Origin of the sequence: Blastochloris viridis, assembly GCF_001402875.1 — a bacterium.
GTDB classification, from domain to species: Bacteria; Pseudomonadota; Alphaproteobacteria; order Rhizobiales; family Xanthobacteraceae; genus Blastochloris; species Blastochloris viridis.
Map to the genome: position 1 here is coordinate 1,797,550 of NZ_CP012946.1, position 16,325 is coordinate 1,813,874.

The window sequence follows — 16,325 nt, forward strand, 5'->3', positions numbered from 1 at the left end:
CGCCGGCAAGTGGCCGTCACCGCAACGCCGGTCGCGGCACTTGAAGTCGGCGGCCGGTCTTGCCATGTCGGGACCGATCGATTTTCAGGAGGATTCCATTGCAATGACCACGACCGAAGCCTCCCACGGCGAAAGCCGCGCCTTCGCCGCCGACGTCGCCAAGCTGCTGCACCTGATGGTGCACTCGGTCTATTCGGATCGCGACGTGTTCCTGCGCGAGCTGATCTCGAACGCCGCCGACGCCTGCGAGCGCCTGCGATACGAGGCGATCGCCAACCCCGGTCTGGTCGGCGACGACGCCAAGCCAGCCATCACTCTCACCGTCGACGCCGAGGCCAACCGCCTGACGCTGGAGGACAACGGCATCGGCATGAGCAAGCCCGAGCTGATCGAGGCGCTCGGCACCATCGCCCATTCCGGCACCAAGGCCTTCATGGAGCGGCTCGACGCCGCGCAGGGCGACAGCGCCAACCTGATCGGCCAGTTCGGCGTCGGCTTCTATTCCGCCTTCATGGTGGCGGAAAAAGTCGACGTGATCTCCCGCAGCGCCGGCACCGCCGAGGCGTGGCAGTGGTCCTCCGATGGCAAGGGCACCTTCACGGTGACCCCGGTCGAGCTCGCCGAGGCGCCCGCCCGCGGCACCCGCGTGGTGCTGCACCTCAGCGAAGACGGCAAGGCCTATACCGAGCGCTTCAAGCTGCAGCGTATCATCAAGGACCAGTCCGGCCACGTGCCGGTGCCGATTTCGATCAAGGACAAGCCCGACGCCGAACCCACCGAGGTCACCGATGGCGCCGCGCTATGGACCAAGCCGAAGTCCGAGATCACCGCCGAGGACTACACCGACTTCTACCGCAGCGCCGCTGGCCAGTTCGACACCCCGGCGCTGACCATCCACGTCCACGCCGAAGGCCGGCAGGAATATTCGCTGCTCGCCTTCGTGCCCTCGGCCAAGCCGTTCGACCTCTCCGACCCCGAGCGCAAGGGCCGCATCAAGCTCTATGTGAAGCGCGTCTTCATCACCGACGACGCCGAGATCGTGCCGCGCTATCTGCGCTTCGTGCGCGGCCTGGTCGACTCCGCCGACCTGCCGCTCAACGTCTCGCGCGAGATGATCCAGGAGAGCCCGATCCTCGCCGCGATCCGCAAGAGCGTCACCGGGCGCATTCTGGGCGAACTGGAGAAGCTCGCCGCCCGCGACGACAACGCCTATGCCGAGGTGTGGGCGAATTTCGGCGCGGTGCTGAAGGAGGGCCTGTGCGAGGACTTCGAGCGCCGCGAGGCGCTGCTCGGCCTCGCCCGCTTCAAGACTGCCGCGTCCGGCGAGGGCTGGCGCAGCCTCAAGGACTATGTCGGTGCGCTGCGCGAGAACCAGACCGCGATCTACTATATCGCCGGCGAAGACGCGGCGCGGCTGGCCGCCTCCCCCCACCTCGAAGGCTTCCGCGCCCGCGGCATCGAGGTGCTGCTGCTCAGCGATTCCGTCGACTCGTTCTGGGTGACGCTCGGACCCGATTTCGAGGGCAAGCCGTTCAAGTCGGTGACACAAGGCGCGGCCGACCTCGCCGCCATCCCGCTGCTCGATGCGGCGACGCCGCCGGTGTCGGACACCGCCCCGGCGGTGACGGACTTCATCGCCTTCGTCAAAACGACGCTGGGCGAGGAGGTCGCCGACGTCCGCGCCTCCGACCGCCTGACCGACAGCGCGGTGTGCCTGGTCGCGTCCGAAGCCGGGCTCGACCGCCAGCTCGAGAAGATCCTGGCGAGCGCTGGCCGGCTCGGCGCCGCCGCCAAGCCGATTCTCGAGGTCAATCCGCGCCACGACCTCATCAAGCGGTTGGCCGACCTCGGCGAGAGCGACCGCGCCTTCCGTGAGGATGTCGCGCACCTGCTGCTCGACGAGGCCCGCATTCTCGACGGCGATCGGCCGGGTGATCCCCACAGCTATGCCGCCCGCCTTGGCCGCGTCATCGGCCGCGGGCTCGGCGGCTCGGCCGGCTGAGACCCGCCCGGCACGCTGTCGCGTTTCCCCCGAAGCGCGACAGCGGGTCGGCAGTGGCGCTTGTATTCGGCGCGGATCGGCCTAAAGTGAGTCCGTAGACTTTTGGCCGACGATCGGGCCGTCTCGCCTCACGACAACTGGGCGACGTTCAGACCTTCTCCAAATTTCGAAGACAAGAGCTTTCGGCCAATGGCGGCTGCAGGCTTTCGACCCAGTTTTGTGAAAGAGACGACATGACCAAGGGTACCGTGAAATTCTATAACGATCAGCGCGGCTTCGGCTTTATTCAGCCGGAAGATGGCGGCAAGGACGTTTTCGTCCACGCTACTGCGCTCGAACGTGCCGGCATGCGGGGCCTCGTTGAGGGCCAGCAGGTGCTGTTCGACAGCTGCGAAGACCGCCGCACCGGCAAGATCGCCGTCGGCGAAATTCAAGCCGCTTGATCCACAACGGCCGCGTCCGCAACGACGTGGCCGTTCGGATGCTGCCCCGCACCTTCGTGCTGCCGGCAGCCACGGTGGTTCGCTTTCGCGAAGTCTGTGACGTTCCGAAAGATAATCTGAGAGCTTCAACGGCCCCATGCGTCAGCATTCGGGGCCGTTGCTATGATGACGCCGCATCGCGGCCAACCCGGCCTATCGAAAGGGCTGACGTTTCGGCGTCGCTCGGTTATGGACACCGTCAACACCCTGCCGGGGCGTCCGCGCGGTCGCGCACCGCCCGCGGCTTGATCGCGGAAGCAAATCGCAAAAGGGAAAACGGTGTCCGATAGTCTGCTGTGTGCGTCCGCCGCCGATGACAAAGCCCCGCGCTGGACCCGAGCCGAGGCCGAGGCGCTGTGGCTGAAGCCGTTCAACGACCTGCTGTTCGAGGCGCACACGGTTCATCGCCGCAACTTCGATCCCAATCGCATCCAGCTCAGCCAGCTGCTTTCGATCAAGACCGGCGGCTGCGCCGAGAACTGCGGCTATTGCGGCCAGTCCGCCCACCACCACACCGGACTCGATGCCACGCGGTTGCTGGACCTCGACCACGTGCTCGCGGAAGCCGAAAAGGCCAAGGCCGCCGGCGCCACCCGCTACTGCATGGGTGCGGCTTGGCGGAACCCGAAGGACCGCGACATGGCCAAGCTGGTGGCCATGGTCGAGGGGGTGAAGGCGCTCGGCCTCGAAACCTGCATGACGCTCGGCATGCTGACGGCGACGCAGGCCAGCACCCTCGCCGACGCCGGGCTCGACTACTACAACCACAACCTCGACACCTCGGAGAGCTATTATCCGGCGGTGGTTTCCACCCGCACCTATGGCGACCGGCTGGAGACGCTCGAGCTCGTTCGCGAGGCGGGCATGAAAGTGTGTGCCGGCGGCATCGTCGGCATGGGCGAGCGCGTCGCCGACCGGCTCGACATGCTGGTGACGCTTGCCAACCTGCCGACACCGCCGGAAAGCGTGCCGATCAACATGCTGATCCCGATCCCCGGCACGCCGCTCGCGGATGCGCCGCCGATCCGGCCGTTCGATTTCGTGCGCACCGTCGCACTCGCCCGCATCATGATGCCGACGTCCGAGGTCCGGCTGTCGGCCGGGCGCAGCGAGATGAGCGATGAGCTGCAGGCGCTGTGCTTCTTTGCCGGCGCCAATTCGATCTTCGTCGGCGAGGTTCTGCTCACCGCTGACAATCCCGGTGACGACCACGACCTTGCGCTGCTGCGCGAGCTTGGCCTGACGTCGGTGACCTCCGCCGGCCACGATTGATGCGAACTCCGGCCGGCCCGGCCGGGCCGGAGTTTCGTCGTCCGGCCGCCGGGGCACGACCGAAGGCGGCCGCGGTTGCTATGCCGGCGGCTTGAGCTTGCCGGCTCGCAGCACGAACGAAATCACCGCGGCCACGGCACGAAACAGCTCCTCAGGGATTTGGGCGTCGAGTTCGACCCGCGACAGCGCCTGGGCCAGCGCGGCGTTTTCCTCGATGTGGACGCCGCTTTCCTCCGCCTTGGCGACGATCGCCTCGGCAATCGGGCCGCGCCCCTTGGCGGTGACACGCGGCACGCCGCCGGTCTCGTATTCCAGCGCGACGGCGATGGGCGTCTTGGGCGGCTCGTTCATGACACGCGGTTCACCAAGTGGCGGGCCGGCATCGGCGGGCCGTCCGGCCTGCCTCCGCGCACGAACAAGCGCTCGAGCGTCAGGTCCTGGTCGGCCACCAAGGCGGCGAACGTGCCGCTGGCCGCCTGGAGCTGCTCCACTGCCGCCGGCCGTTCGGCCCAAAGCGACACCGACAGCTCGGCGCCGCGCAACGCCAGCATGGCGTGCACCGGCCCCACCGGATCGACGTCGATCGAAAACCGGACGGACCAGCCGCGGACCTGCTCATCGGTGGCGGCAGAGCGGGACTCGTCGCGGCGAATTTCGATCTGGGCAATGCTGGTGCGGCCATCGGCCAGCAGCGGAACCTCGAACGTCCAGCCCGGCGCCGCCCCCTTCTCAACGCCGCCGCTCGTGCCGATCTCGGCGTCGGAACAGGCGAGTTGCGCCAGCGACAGCCGCGCCAACGCCCCCTCGGTTTCCGCCAACAGGGTGCGCAGGGCCTCGCCGGGCGAAAAGGTGTTGCCCAACAGCGGGTCGGCCGCGGGCTGCGCGCGTGGCGGCGTCCCGCGGCGCGGCGGCCGCGCGGCCTCGGTGCGGGGCGGCATCATCGCGGCGAGGCGCGCCCCATCTTCACCCAGCGCGCCGAGAATGGCGTTGCGCAGGTCCGCCAGCGCGGACTTCAGGTCCGGCAGCGGCATCGGCGATGCCATCATGCCGCCGGCCGTCTTCGGCTCGGCCAGCGCCAACAGGCCGATCAGCGCGCGCAACGTCAACCCCTGCTCCGTTTGCGGCGCCGCCGCGCCTTGCGAGGCGCCGCCGGCCGGCTGAGCGCCAACGACCTGCTCCAGCGCGTGGCCCAGCCGCTGCATCAGGCCGCCATCCGCGGCCGTTGCCGTCGCCAGACGCGGGTTCGCGGCATCGTGGAAGACGCCGGAACGCAGAAATGACGTCAGGATCTGGATCGGATCGGTGGCATCGCGGGTCGACAGCCGAAAATCGAGCACCTTCGCCGCAGCGGCGAGCACCTCCGCCGGCAGCGTGGGTACCTTGCCGTTGGCGGCCGCCGCCGAACCCAGCATCTGTTCAAGATCGGCGAACAAAGGCGCGAGGCTGCTTTGGCGCGCCATCAGCGTCGACACCACCCGCGCCAGCGGCGCCGCCAGCGCGGTGTCGGCACCCGGCGCCCGCATAGCCTCGGCCGAAGTCGCAGCGGGCTGGGGACGGTCGATCACCGACAGCTTCAGCGTTCCGCCCTGCTCCTCGGCCAACAGGCGGACGGTTGAGCCGACGGTGAGGTGGGCGGTGGTGGTGGCCTCCACGGTGAGGCCGGCAATGGCCAGACGCACCGCGCCGTTGTCCATGACCGCCAGCACGCGGGCATCGACCACCTGGCCGGCTGTCAACGCTGGGATTTGCCCACGCGTTGACGGCAGCGACAAGGTCGCGCCGACCGGGGTCACCTGCTCCACCACGGCGGGTCCTCCACCGATTTTCAGTCTCGGTTTTGCGTATCATACGGTTTCCGGGAGATCCCTTCGGGATCCCGGAAACAAGTTCGCGAAAATCCCTTTGCAAAGAAGGGGATTTTCGGCGACCGGAATACGGTTCTCCGGCCTGATCGTCCGGAAACCGTATCACGCCCAGGTTACCGAATTCTCCTCCCGCTCGGACGCAGCCGACCCAACGGCATGATCGGCGTATCGCCCGAAGTCTTGACAATCGCGAATGGATCGCAAGTAAAACCCGCCAGCAGTTCCGCATTGAAACCTGCATTACCAAGCTTTCACTTGAGAACGACCCGGTCGCGGTGTTTTGTTGATAAATATCATTTCAATCGAGGTTTGCCGTGAACAAGAACCTGCTGCTGCGTCTCCATCGCTGGACAACGCTGATATTTGCATTGCCGCTCGTGTTGATTCTGATTACCGGCCTGATCCTGTCGGTCGAGCCGATGGCCAGCCGCTCGGCTATCCAGCCGGGTGCCGTGACCCTCGACAAGGTCGAGCAGATCCTGGCCAAGCACGACCCCGATGGCCGGGCTGGCAGCCTGATGATCAGCCCGCTCGACGGCACCTTGACGCTGATGTCCGGCGGGCCGGGCGGACCCGGCGCCCGCACGGTGGTCGACCTCGCCTCCGGCGAAAAGGCCGATTCGGCGGCGTCGAACTGGTCGGGCGTGTTCATGACCTCGCGCATTCTGCACGAGCATTTCGTGTTCGACTTGCGCTGGATGGTCACGGTTTCGACCATCGCCATGTTGGTGCTGATCGCGATCGGCCTGCTGATGGGACTGCCGCGGCTGCGCAACACGCTGGCCGGCTGGCACAAGGGCATCGCGTGGTTCCTGCTGCCGCTGGTGATCTTGAGCCCGTTGACCGGTCTTCTGATCGCGCTCGGCATCAGCTTCGCCGGTGCGCCACAGGCGGCGCGGGCACCGGCGCCCGCGCTCCGCGAGGCGGTGCGGATGGTCGCGGCCGAGCATGACCTCTCCGCGGTGACCTGGATTCGGTCGCGCGGCGGCCAATTGATGGCACGGGTCAATGACGGCACGAGCCCGACGGTCTACGCCGTGACCCGCGATGCCGTGACGCCCCTGCCCGCCAACTGGCCGCGGCTGATCCACGAGGGCACCTTCGGCGGCTCGATCGGCAGCATCGTCAATGTCGTCACGTCGTTCGCGCTGATCGGCCTGCTATGCACCGGCTTGCTGATCTGGGCCAAGCGCAAGCTGAGGAAGCCGCAGCGCCCGCGCCGACCGACCGCGGCGAACGCGTGAGGCCCCTGTCGGCCCGGATGCAGATGCGCCGGGCCGACGGCTCGGAAACGCAAGCATTGCGGGACGGGCCGCGGGTTGCCGCCGCCGTCGGCGTTCGGTTCGGCCGATTGGTGGGCGGGATTTGACGTTCAGGCCGCCCGGCGCATCTGGTAGGATGGTCCCGCCGAGGAGCGCTTTGCCATGAATATCCGGACCCTGCCCCCGCTGACGCCGGACGAGTTCCTCAACCACCCGGCCTTGCAGAACCAGCGCTGCGAGCTGAGCGAGGGGCGCATCGTGATGATGACCGGGGCGTCAAAGGCCCATCGAGAGATCGCCGGCAACCTGTTTGTCATGCTGCACGCCGCGCTGGACCGGAGCCGCTACCACGTGGCAATGGCCGAGCTGGCGATCCGGGTCGGCCGATCCGTCCGCTACCCCGACGTGGCAGTCGACGTGCAAAGCTCGGATCCCAAGGGCCTCACCGCCGTCTCCCCGCTGTTGATCGCCGAAGTGGGTTCGCCCTCCACGGTTGCCACCGACTTCGGGGCAAAGGTGCGCGAATACACCAGCCTGCCGAGCCTTGCCGCCTATGTCGTGCTGTCGCAGGACGAGCCGCGGGCATGGCTGTGGGCGCGCAATGCCGAGGGCGGCTTCCCGGATGAGCCGGAGATGCTGGTCGGGCGGGAGGCTGTAATCCCGCTGCCCGGCCTTGAGCTGACGCTGGGGCTCGGCGATATCTATTCGAGCGTCGGCGATTAATCGACGACTTGCTGCGCGTCGCGAAACTTCCCGTCGTTCCGGGCAAGCGGCATCAGCCGCGCGACGCGGAACCGTCAATAGATTTGGCGCCTTTTCTGGTGGAAGGTCCCGGATGCTCGCGCGTGCTGCGCACCCGCTCGCTCCGGGACGACAGCGCGGAGGTCAAGCCCACCAAGCCTCCGGCACCACGAACCGCCCGGCGGCCTGTTCGATGACCTCGCCCAGCGCGAACAGCGTCTCCTCGTCGAACGGCCGGCCGATCAGTTGCAGGCCGAGCGGTAAACCTTGCCCATCCAGCCCGGCCGGCACCGCGATGCCCGGCAGGCCGGCCATGTTCACCGTCACTGTGAAGATGTCGTTGAGGTACATCTCGACCGGGTTGCTTGATCCCTTCTCGCCTATGCCGAACGCGGCGGACGGCGTGGCCGGGGTCAGCACCGCGTCGACGCCGGCGTCGAACGCCAGATCGAAGTCGCGCTTGATCAACGTGCGAACCTTCTGCGCGCGCAGGTAATAGGCGTCGTAATAGCCCGCCGACAGCACGTAGGTGCCGATCATGACGCGGCGGCGCACCTCGCGGCCGAAGCCCGCGGCGCGGGTCTTCTCGTACATGTCGCCGATGCTCTCGCCCGGCACGCGCAGGCCGTAGCGCACCCCGTCATAGCGGGCGAGGTTGGAGGACGCCTCGGCCGGCGCGACGATGTAATAGGCCGGCAGCGCGTACTTGGTATGCGGCAGCGAAATCTCGACGATGGTGGCGCCGGCGTCCTTCAGCCAGGCGATGCCGGCCTGCCACAGCGCGTCGATCTCCGCTTCCAGGCCGTCGACCCGGTATTCCTTGGGGATACCGATGGTCATGCCCTTCACCGAGCGGCCGATCGCCGCCTCGTAGTCCGGCACGTCGCGGTCGACCGAGGTGGTGTCCTTGGGATCGAAGCCGGCCATCGAACGCAGCAGAATGGCGGCGTCGCGCACCGTCTTGGCGAACGGACCGGCCTGGTCGAGCGAGGACGCGAACGCCACGATGCCGAAGCGCGAGCAGCGGCCATAGGTCGGCTTGATGCCGACGGTGCCGGTGAACGCCGCCGGCTGGCGGATCGAGCCGCCGGTGTCGGTACCGGTAGCACCTAGGCACAAATTGGCCGCCACCGCCGCGGCCGAGCCGCCGGAGGAGCCGCCCGGCACCAGCTTGGTGTCGGACCCCTGGCGGCGCCACGGCGACACCACCGGGCCGAACGCGCTGGTCTCGTTCGACGAGCCCATCGCGAACTCGTCGTTGTTGAGCTTGCCGAGCATCACCGCGCCGTCGCGCCACAGCTGGCTGGTGACGGTCGACTCGTACGGCGGCACGAACTCGCCCAGGATCTTCGAGCAGGCGGTGGTGCGCACGCCCTCGGTGCAGAACAAATCCTTGATGCCGAGCGGGATGCCCTCCAGCGGCCTGGCTTCGCCGCGGGCGATACGGGCGTCGGAGGCCTCGGCCATCGCCAGCGCCTTGTCCGGCGTCTCCAGTACATAGGCGTTCAGGGCGCGGGCATTGGCGATGGCGCCAAGATGCGCCGCCGTCAGCTCGCGGGCGGACACCTCCTTGCGGGCCAGCGCGTCGCGGGCCTCGGCCAGGGTCAGGCGGGTGAGATCGCGCATCGTCACTCCACCACCTTGGGAACGAGGTAATAGCCATCGTCGCTGGCGGGGGCGTTGGCGAGCACCTTGTCGGCGATGCCGCCGTCGGTGACCTTGTCCTCGCGCATCTTCATCGCCATCGGCGTGACCGAAACCATCGGCTCGATGCCCGCGACATCGACCTCGCCGAGTTGCTCGACGAAGGCCAGGATGGCGTTGAGCTCGCCTTGGAGGTGAGGCACCTCGGCGTCGGTGACGGCAATGCGTGCCAGATGCGCCACCCGGCGCACCGTGGCTTGATCGACGGACATTGAGAGCCCTCGGAAATGGGCGCCAAGGCGGCGCGAACACGGCTGCGGTTCTACAAAGCCGCGTTTCGCGCCGCAACCGCCTCAGAGCGAGAACGCCTCGCCCTTCTCCGGCACGACGACCTCAATGCCGGAGCCGATCATCTCCCGGCAGAAGCGGTCCGGCGTCTGCTCGATGATCGGGAAGGTGCCGTAATGGCAGGGGATGGCGATCTTCGGCGTCACGAACTTCTTCATCGCCAGCGCCGCGGTGTGCGGGCTCATGGTGAAGCGGTCGCCGATCGGACAGATGCAGACCTTGACGTCGTGAATCTCGGACAACAGGCCCATGTCGGAGAAGATGTCGGTGTCGCCCATGTGCCACAGCACCGGCTCGCCGGGGGCCTTGACGATGACGCCGTTGGCCGGGCCGAGCGGCGCCTCGACCCCGGGAAGGCTGGCGGAGTGGTCGGCACGCACCAGCGTCACCGTGAACTCGCCCTGGTCGGTGGTGCCGCCGGTGTTCATCGGGTCGACCGTCTCCACCCCCTGCGAGGCCAGCCACATCGCCAGATCGTAATTGGTCACTACCTTGGCCCCAGTCGCCTTGGCAATCTCCACGGTGTCGCCGACATGGTCGCCGTGGCCGTGGGTGACGAGGATGTGGGTGGCGCCGGCCGCGGCCTGCCCGGCATGGCCCTGAAAGGCCGGATTTCCGGTGAAGAACGGGTCGATCAGGATGACCGAGGTGGCAAGTTCCACGCGGAAGGCGGAATGGCCGAACCATGTGATTTTCATCTGTTTCCTCCCCGAGCGCTGCGGTGGGCCGGTTACAGATGCAGCAAACCACGTTCGACGGGATGACGCACCGTGCGAGATCGTCCAAGGTGGGTGAAAAGGATAACACCATGCCGGCCCGCGTCGCCCCGCTCGTCGAACTCGCCGCCGATCTCGCCCCAGGGCCCCTGATCGGGCTCGACCTTGGCACCAAGACCATCGGCGTGGCGATGTCCGACCGCACCCGCACCATCGCCGGCGCGGTGAAGACCATCATGCGGCGCAAGTTCACGCTCGACGCCGCCGAGTTGCTGGCGCTGGCGACCAAGGAGGGCGCGGCGGCGCTGGTGCTCGGCCTGCCCCTCAACATGGACGGTTCCGAAGGCCCCAGAGCCCAGGCGACGCGAGCGTTCGCGCGCAACCTCGCCCAACTGACCGAGATTCCGATCGGCTTCTGGGACGAGCGGCTGTCGACGGTCGCGGTCACCCGCACCCTGCTGGAGGCCGACACCTCGCGCGCCAAGCGCGCGGAGGTGGTCGACAAGATGGCCGCCGCCTACCTGCTGCAGGGCGCGCTCGACCGGCTGCGGATGCTGTGATCCGAAATCCGGCCGGCCATGCCGGCGTTTCATCGTGAGGTCGCCGGTCACGCAGTCTGCAGACGAGCACTTCGACAGTCTGACAACAAAAACTCGCCGAAATCCTTGTCGGATCCAAAATCCAGCTGATCAGGCCGGAGTTTCGGCGTGCAGTCGCCGAAAACTTCCCTTCCGATCACGGATGTTTCGGCGAGGTTGTTTCCGGGATCACGACGTGATCATCCGGAAACCGCATATCGGGTAGGCGGCGAAGGCAAACCGCGCCCGGCGCCAGGCCGGATTACCTGGTCTCGTACCAGCGGCGGAAGTAGACGTCATTGCTCTGCTCCACCGGAGCCGTTCGCCACCGGCGCGGCGGCGGCGGATAGCTCACCGCCGGCCCGCCATAATAGACCGGCCCGCCGTAGTAGCCCGGCACGACCGGACCGCCGACGAAACCATCGGGGTCGCACGCTGCCGCATCAAAGGCGTACGGGCCATCATCGATGGCCTCCGGTGCGACGCGAGCGGTATCTTTATGACCGCGCCAAGCCTCGGCCGGTTGAACCAGCACCGAGCCGACGAGCGCCGCCATAAGTCCGACCGCGGCGGCGCCAGGGAGCGAATTGCGTGCCATCTGCGCTTCCTCGATTGTTGTGAGCCGCCCTCCGGCCCGAGCCTGGTCGTTCGGTTTCCGAAAATTCCCTTTCCGATCAAGGATTTTTCGGCGAAGTTGTTTTCGGCAATCACGACGTGACCAACTGGAAACCGTTTGGTGCCTTCCGCATAACGTCGACAGCGCCGTTTGCTGCTGCCATCGTGGCTGTGTCATGTTGCTGCACGGCCGGCGTTGTGCTGCGGCTGGGGACAGCGGCGCGGATCGGCGCCGTCCGCCTTGTCCATGTGGGGGCTGACCGGCTAAGGACAGCACTTGGCATGACCCTCGAACCGCCCTCCCCCTCCGTGCTCAACCGGCGCCACCTTCTTGGCATCGAAGGGCTGTCCTATCCTGAGATCACCGGCCTGCTCGATCTCGCCGACGAGTACGTCGCGCTGAACCGCCAGGTCGAGAAGAAGCGGGCGATCCTGCGCGGCCGCACCCAGGTCAATCTGTTCTTCGAAGCCTCGACGCGCACCCAGTCCTCGTTCGAAATCGCCGGCAAACGGCTCGGCGCCGACGTCATGAACATGTCGGTCAACTCGTCCTCGATGAAGAAGGGCGAGACGCTGATCGACACTGCGGTGACGCTCAACGCCATGCATCCGGACATCCTGGTGGTGCGCCATCAGGACTCCGGCGCAGTGGCACTGCTGGCCCGCAAGGTCGACTGCTCGGTGATCAATGCCGGCGACGGCGCCCACGAGCACCCGACCCAGGCCCTGCTCGACGCCCTGACCATCCGCCGCAACAAGGGCGCCATCGATCAACTCACGGTGGCGATCTGCGGCGACATCCTGCATTCGCGGGTGGCGCGCTCCAACATCATCCTGCTCAACACGCTGGGCGCGCGGGTGCGGGTGGTGGCGCCCACCACCCTGCTGCCGGGCGGGATCGAGCGGTTCGGCGTCGAGGTCTATCGGGACATGCGCGAGGGTCTGCGCGACGCCGACATCGTGATGATGCTGCGGTTGCAGCGCGAGCGCATGAACGGCTCGTTCGTGCCCTCGGTGCGGGAGTACTTTCACTATTACGGCCTCGACCCGGCCAAGCTGCGCTACGCCAAGCCCGACGCTTTGGTGATGCATCCGGGACCGATGAACCGCGGCGTCGAGATCGACTCCAGCGTCGCCGACGGCGCCCAATCGCTGATCAACGAGCAGGTTGAGATGGGGGTGGCGGTGCGGATGGCGGCACTCGACGCACTCTCCCGACACCTGCCCAACGCATGAACGGGGCGATCATGCCGGTCACCGAGAACCGCCCGCTGCTGTTCGCCAACGCCCGCGTCGTCGACCCCGCGCGCGAGCTCGACTTCTCCGGTGACGTGCTGATCGCCGACGGCGTGATCCGCGAGACGGCGCGCGGCATCGCGAGCGCCGGGGTGCCGGAGGGCACGCAGGTGGTCGATTGCCGCGGCCGGGTGGTCGCACCAGGCCTGGTCGACATGCGCGCCTTCGTTGGCGAGCCCGGTGCCGAGCACCGCGAGACGCTGGCCTCAGCCAGCCAGGCCGCGGCGGCCGGCGGCGTCACCACCATCGTCTGCCAGCCGGAAACCGATCCGCCGATCGACGATCCGGCGGTGGTCGACTTCGTGCTGCGACGCGCCCGCGACACCGCCATCGTGCGGGTGCGGCCGATGGCGGCGCTGACCAAGGGCCTCGCCGGCAGGGAGATGACGGAGATCGGCCTGCTGGGCGCCGCCGGCGCGGTGGCCTTCACCAACGGCGCGCAGAGCGTTACCAACGCCCAGCTGTTCCGCCGCGCCTTGACCTACGCCCGCGACTTCGACGCGCTGATCGTCCATCACACCGAGGACCCCTCGCTGGTCGGTGCCGGCACCATGAACGAGGGGGAGTTCGCCAGCCGGCTCGGCCTCGCCGGTATTCCGCGCGTCGCCGAGACCATCATGCTCGAGCGCGACATGCGGCTGGTGGCGCTGACCAGGGGCCGCTACCACGCCGCCTCGCTGACCTGCGCCGATTCGCTCCAGGTGCTGGCCCGTGCCAAGGAGGCCGGGCTGCCGGTCACCGCATCGGTGTCGATCAACCACCTGAGCTTCAACGAGTTCGACGTCGGCGCCTTCCGAACCTTCTTCAAGCTTTCTCCGCCGCTGCGCAGCGAGACCGACCGGTTAGCGCTGATCGAGGCGGTCGCCTCCGGCCTGATCGACGTGGTGATGAGCGACCACAACCCGCAGGACGTCGAGACCAAGCGCCTCACTTTCTCTGAGGCGGCAGCCGGCGCCATCGGGCTGGAAACCATGCTGTCGGCCGGCCTGCGGCTGGTGCACGCCGGCAAACTTTCGCTGCTGCGGCTGCTGCGGGCGCTGTCGTCCCGTCCCGCCGAAATCCTGGGCCTCCCGGTCGGCACGCTGAGGCCCGGCGCCCCGGCCGACATCATCGTGTTCGACCCGGACGAACCCTGGCTGCTCGTCCCCGCCGACCTGAAATCGCGCTGCAAGAACACCCCGTTCGACGAGGCGCGGATGGAAGGCCGCGTGCTGAGGACTCTTGTTGCCGGCCGCACGGTCTACGAATATTTCTGAGCCGTTATCGGCAAGCTCCAGTCAGGTCGCTTCGCCGGGCTGTCGTCGAAAATTCCTTATTCTCCAAGGTCTTTTCGGCGAAAGCTGATCCATAACCGCAACGGCGTAACCGCAATTGGCCGGGCGGATCGTCCATTTTCGCGATTCTGTCGTCACGGGGGCATCATGCCGGAGATCGACTGGACATACGGTTGGCCGTCCTTTGTCGCCGCCTTGGCGCTTGGCTACCTGCTGGGAGCGATCCCGTTCGGGGTCATCTTCACCCGCCTGGCCGGCGCCGGAGACCTGCGCACCATCGGCTCGGGCAACATCGGCGCCACCAACGTGCTGCGCACCGGCCGCAAGGGGCTGGCCGCGGCGACTCTGATCTTTGATGCGCTGAAAGGCACCGCCGCGGTGCTGATCGCCGCCCATCTGTGGGTGGACGAGCAGCCGCTGATCGCCGGGCTCGGCGCCTTCGTCGGCCATTTGTGGCCGATCTGGCTCAAGTTCAAAGGCGGCAAGGGCGTCGCCACCTATCTTGGCGTGCTGTTCGGCGTCGCCTGGCCGGCGGCGCTGGTGTTCGTCGCGGTGTGGCTGGCGGTGGCGGCCATCACCAAATATTCCTCGCTCGCGGCCTTGATCGCCAGCATCGTCACGCCGTCGGCGCTGATTTTCTTCGGCTATGACGACGCGGTCCATCTCTATATGGGCCTGACCATCCTGCTGCTGTGGACCCACCGGGCCAACATCGACCGGCTGCGCAAGGGCTCCGAGGGCAAGATCGGCGGCACCGCGGCGCCGGCTGCGGCGCGTGCGACCCCGCCGTCGACGTCGTCCAACCCGCCCGGTGCGGACAACGTGCCGTGACCGCCCCGACGGGTCGCCATCTCGACGACGCGACCCGCCTGGACTGGCTGCGCCTGTCGCGTTGCCAGAACGTCGGTCCCCGCACTTTTCGGGCGCTGATCAACCATTTCGGCGGGGCACGCGCCGCAATCGACGCCCTGCCGACCTTGGCCAAGCGCGGCGGCGGCCGCGGCATTCGGATCGCCAGCGGCGAGGAGATCGATCGCGAGATGGCGGCGGCCCGCAAGCTCGGCGTGTCGTTCGTGGCGCTGGGCGAGCCGGAGTATCCGCCACGGCTGCGCCAGGAAGACGACTCCCCGCCCCTGCTGGCGGTGCGTGGCCGGGCCGAGGTGCTGACCAGGCCGATGGTCGCCATTGTCGGCGCCCGCAACGCTTCCGCCGCGGGCCACAAGATGGCGGCGATTCTCGGCCGTGACCTTGGCAGCGCCGGCTTCGTCGTCGTCTCCGGGCTCGCCCGCGGCGTCGACGCCAGCGCCCATGTTGCGTCGCTGGCCACCGGCACGGTGGCGGTGCTGGCCGGGGGCCAGGATCGCCCCTACCCGCCGGAGAATTTCGACCTGCTCGACCGCCTGCTGGAAACCGGCGCCGCGGTCTCCGAAATGCCGATGGGCTGGGAGCCGCGCGGCCGCGACTTTCCGCGTCGCAACCGCCTGATCTCCGGCATGGCGCTGGGTGTGGTGGTGGTCGAGGCTGCCGAGCGCTCGGGGTCGCTGATCACCGCCCGCTTTGCCGGCGAACAGGGCCGCGAGGTGTTCGCCGTGCCCGGCTCGCCGATCGATCCGCGTGCGGCCGGCAGCAACCGCCTCCTGAAGCAGGGCGCCACCTTGGTAACCGAAGCCGCCGACGTCATCGAGGCGCTGGCGCCGATCCTCGGCGTCGCGCCGGAGGCCAAGCCGCTCGGCGAGCCAGAACCTTTGCTGTCACCGGCTTCATCGGGGCCCGACGACGACCTCCGTTATCGCATCGCCGGTCTGCTCGGGCCGACGCCGGTGTCGATCGACGATCTGGTGCGCCTTGCCGACGCGCCGGCCGCTGCGGTGCGGGTGGTGCTGCTGGAACTCGACCTCGCCGGCCGGCTGGTGCGGCAGGGCAACGGCCTCGTCGCCGCCGCCTGACCGGCGCATCACGATTTGGTCAATGCGCTGGCCTGGGATTCGGCCTCAAGACGCGCCATGTCGAGGATGTAGGCCAGCACCGGCATGTCGTGGCGATGGGCGAGAAGCGAAAGTTCCGCCGCGGCCTCGACGATATAGGCCGCGACCGCAGCATCGGTTCCGGACTGTCTCGGATTGGGCAATGCCTGTCGCTGCAACCTGGTATCCATTGCCGTTACCTCCACTGCCCTGCCGAACGCACGAAACGGGACCTGGGGCGCCAATCTAGCCAGGGGCGTTCGTTT

The 16,325-nt window shown here is 67.8% G+C and carries 17 protein-coding genes; 10 read left to right on the forward strand and 7 right to left on the reverse strand.

What is annotated here, in order from left to right:
* Window positions 1-103 precede the first annotated feature (103 nt).
* From htpG to bioB, 3 genes are all read left to right on the forward strand, one after another.
* Complete coding sequence (htpG, locus tag BVIR_RS07995) at window positions 104-2,002, forward strand: molecular chaperone HtpG (RefSeq protein WP_055037210.1); 1,899 nt, start codon at window positions 104-106, stop codon at window positions 2,000-2,002.
* 233 nt (window positions 2,003-2,235) lie between these two features.
* On the forward strand, window positions 2,236-2,445 hold the full coding sequence (locus BVIR_RS08000) for a cold-shock protein (RefSeq protein ID WP_055037211.1): 210 nt from the start codon (window positions 2,236-2,238) through the stop codon (window positions 2,443-2,445).
* 318 nt (window positions 2,446-2,763) lie between these two features.
* A complete protein-coding gene (gene bioB, locus BVIR_RS08005) occupies window positions 2,764-3,756 on the forward strand; it encodes a biotin synthase BioB (RefSeq protein ID WP_055037212.1) in 993 nt (330 codons plus the stop codon).
* A gap of 78 nt (window positions 3,757-3,834) precedes the next feature.
* On the opposite strand, the gene BVIR_RS08010 is transcribed toward bioB, so the two are convergent.
* Both BVIR_RS08010 and fliK read right to left on the reverse strand, forming a co-directional pair.
* Window positions 3,835-4,107: an EscU/YscU/HrcU family type III secretion system export apparatus switch protein gene (locus tag BVIR_RS08010; protein WP_055037213.1), complete on the reverse strand. Its 273-nt coding sequence runs from the start codon at window positions 4,105-4,107 to the stop codon at window positions 3,835-3,837.
* Window positions 4,104-5,561 (reverse strand): flagellar hook-length control protein FliK, encoded by a 1,458-nt coding sequence (gene fliK / locus BVIR_RS08015; RefSeq protein WP_055037214.1) that lies wholly within the window; start codon window positions 5,559-5,561, stop codon window positions 4,104-4,106. The genes BVIR_RS08010 and fliK overlap by 4 nt, the downstream gene beginning before the upstream one ends.
* 374 nt (window positions 5,562-5,935) lie before the next feature.
* On the opposite strand from fliK, the gene BVIR_RS08020 reads away from it, so the two are divergent.
* The gene (locus tag BVIR_RS08020; RefSeq protein WP_055037215.1) at window positions 5,936-6,865 is read left to right on the forward strand and encodes a PepSY-associated TM helix domain-containing protein; all 930 of its coding nucleotides are present in this window, start codon (window positions 5,936-5,938) and stop codon (window positions 6,863-6,865) included.
* A 180-nt stretch (window positions 6,866-7,045) separates the two neighbouring features.
* On the forward strand, window positions 7,046-7,606 hold the full coding sequence (locus tag BVIR_RS08025) for a Uma2 family endonuclease (RefSeq protein WP_055037216.1): 561 nt from the start codon (window positions 7,046-7,048) through the stop codon (window positions 7,604-7,606).
* 162 nt (window positions 7,607-7,768) lie between these two features.
* On the opposite strand, the gene gatA is transcribed toward BVIR_RS08025, so the two are convergent.
* The 3 genes from gatA to BVIR_RS08040 all read right to left on the reverse strand — a co-directional run bounded on the left by gatA (window position 7,769) and on the right by BVIR_RS08040 (window position 10,314).
* On the reverse strand, window positions 7,769-9,250 hold the full coding sequence (gatA, locus tag BVIR_RS08030) for an Asp-tRNA(Asn)/Glu-tRNA(Gln) amidotransferase subunit GatA (protein WP_055037217.1): 1,482 nt from the start codon (window positions 9,248-9,250) through the stop codon (window positions 7,769-7,771).
* Window positions 9,251-9,252: 2 nt separating this feature from the next.
* Window positions 9,253-9,540 carry an Asp-tRNA(Asn)/Glu-tRNA(Gln) amidotransferase subunit GatC gene (gene gatC, locus BVIR_RS08035; RefSeq protein WP_055037218.1) on the reverse strand — a complete coding sequence of 96 codons (288 nt, stop codon included), beginning with the start codon at window positions 9,538-9,540 and terminating at the stop codon, window positions 9,253-9,255.
* An 81-nt stretch (window positions 9,541-9,621) separates the two neighbouring features.
* Window positions 9,622-10,314 (reverse strand): metal-dependent hydrolase, encoded by a 693-nt coding sequence (locus BVIR_RS08040; RefSeq protein WP_055037219.1) that lies wholly within the window; start codon window positions 10,312-10,314, stop codon window positions 9,622-9,624.
* Window positions 10,315-10,424: 110 nt separating this feature from the next.
* Between BVIR_RS08040 and ruvX the strand changes: the two genes are divergently transcribed.
* Entirely contained in the window at window positions 10,425-10,892 is a 468-nt protein-coding gene (gene ruvX / locus BVIR_RS08045) for a Holliday junction resolvase RuvX (RefSeq protein ID WP_055037220.1), read from the forward strand.
* Window positions 10,893-11,172: 280 nt separating this feature from the next.
* Here the strand turns inward: ruvX and BVIR_RS08050 are convergent, their stop codons facing one another.
* Window positions 11,173-11,508: a hypothetical protein gene (locus BVIR_RS08050; protein WP_055037221.1), complete on the reverse strand. Its 336-nt coding sequence runs from the start codon at window positions 11,506-11,508 to the stop codon at window positions 11,173-11,175.
* Window positions 11,509-11,807: 299 nt separating this feature from the next.
* Between BVIR_RS08050 and BVIR_RS08055 the strand changes: the two genes are divergently transcribed.
* The 4 genes from BVIR_RS08055 to dprA all read left to right on the forward strand — a co-directional run bounded on the left by BVIR_RS08055 (window position 11,808) and on the right by dprA (window position 16,041).
* Entirely contained in the window at window positions 11,808-12,761 is a 954-nt protein-coding gene (locus tag BVIR_RS08055; RefSeq protein WP_055037222.1) for an aspartate carbamoyltransferase catalytic subunit, read from the forward strand.
* Between the two features lie 11 nt (window positions 12,762-12,772).
* The gene (locus tag BVIR_RS08060) at window positions 12,773-14,077 is read left to right on the forward strand and encodes a dihydroorotase (RefSeq protein WP_055038763.1); all 1,305 of its coding nucleotides are present in this window, start codon (window positions 12,773-12,775) and stop codon (window positions 14,075-14,077) included.
* A gap of 165 nt (window positions 14,078-14,242) precedes the next feature.
* Window positions 14,243-14,926: a glycerol-3-phosphate 1-O-acyltransferase PlsY gene (plsY, locus tag BVIR_RS08065; RefSeq protein ID WP_055037223.1), complete on the forward strand. Its 684-nt coding sequence runs from the start codon at window positions 14,243-14,245 to the stop codon at window positions 14,924-14,926.
* Window positions 14,923-16,041 (forward strand): DNA-processing protein DprA, encoded by a 1,119-nt coding sequence (gene dprA, locus BVIR_RS08070; RefSeq protein ID WP_055037224.1) that lies wholly within the window; start codon window positions 14,923-14,925, stop codon window positions 16,039-16,041. The genes plsY and dprA overlap by 4 nt, the downstream gene beginning before the upstream one ends.
* A gap of 8 nt (window positions 16,042-16,049) precedes the next feature.
* Here the strand turns inward: dprA and BVIR_RS16780 are convergent, their stop codons facing one another.
* Window positions 16,050-16,250: a hypothetical protein gene (locus tag BVIR_RS16780; protein ID WP_060833002.1), complete on the reverse strand. Its 201-nt coding sequence runs from the start codon at window positions 16,248-16,250 to the stop codon at window positions 16,050-16,052.
* Window positions 16,251-16,325: the final 75 nt, after the last annotated feature.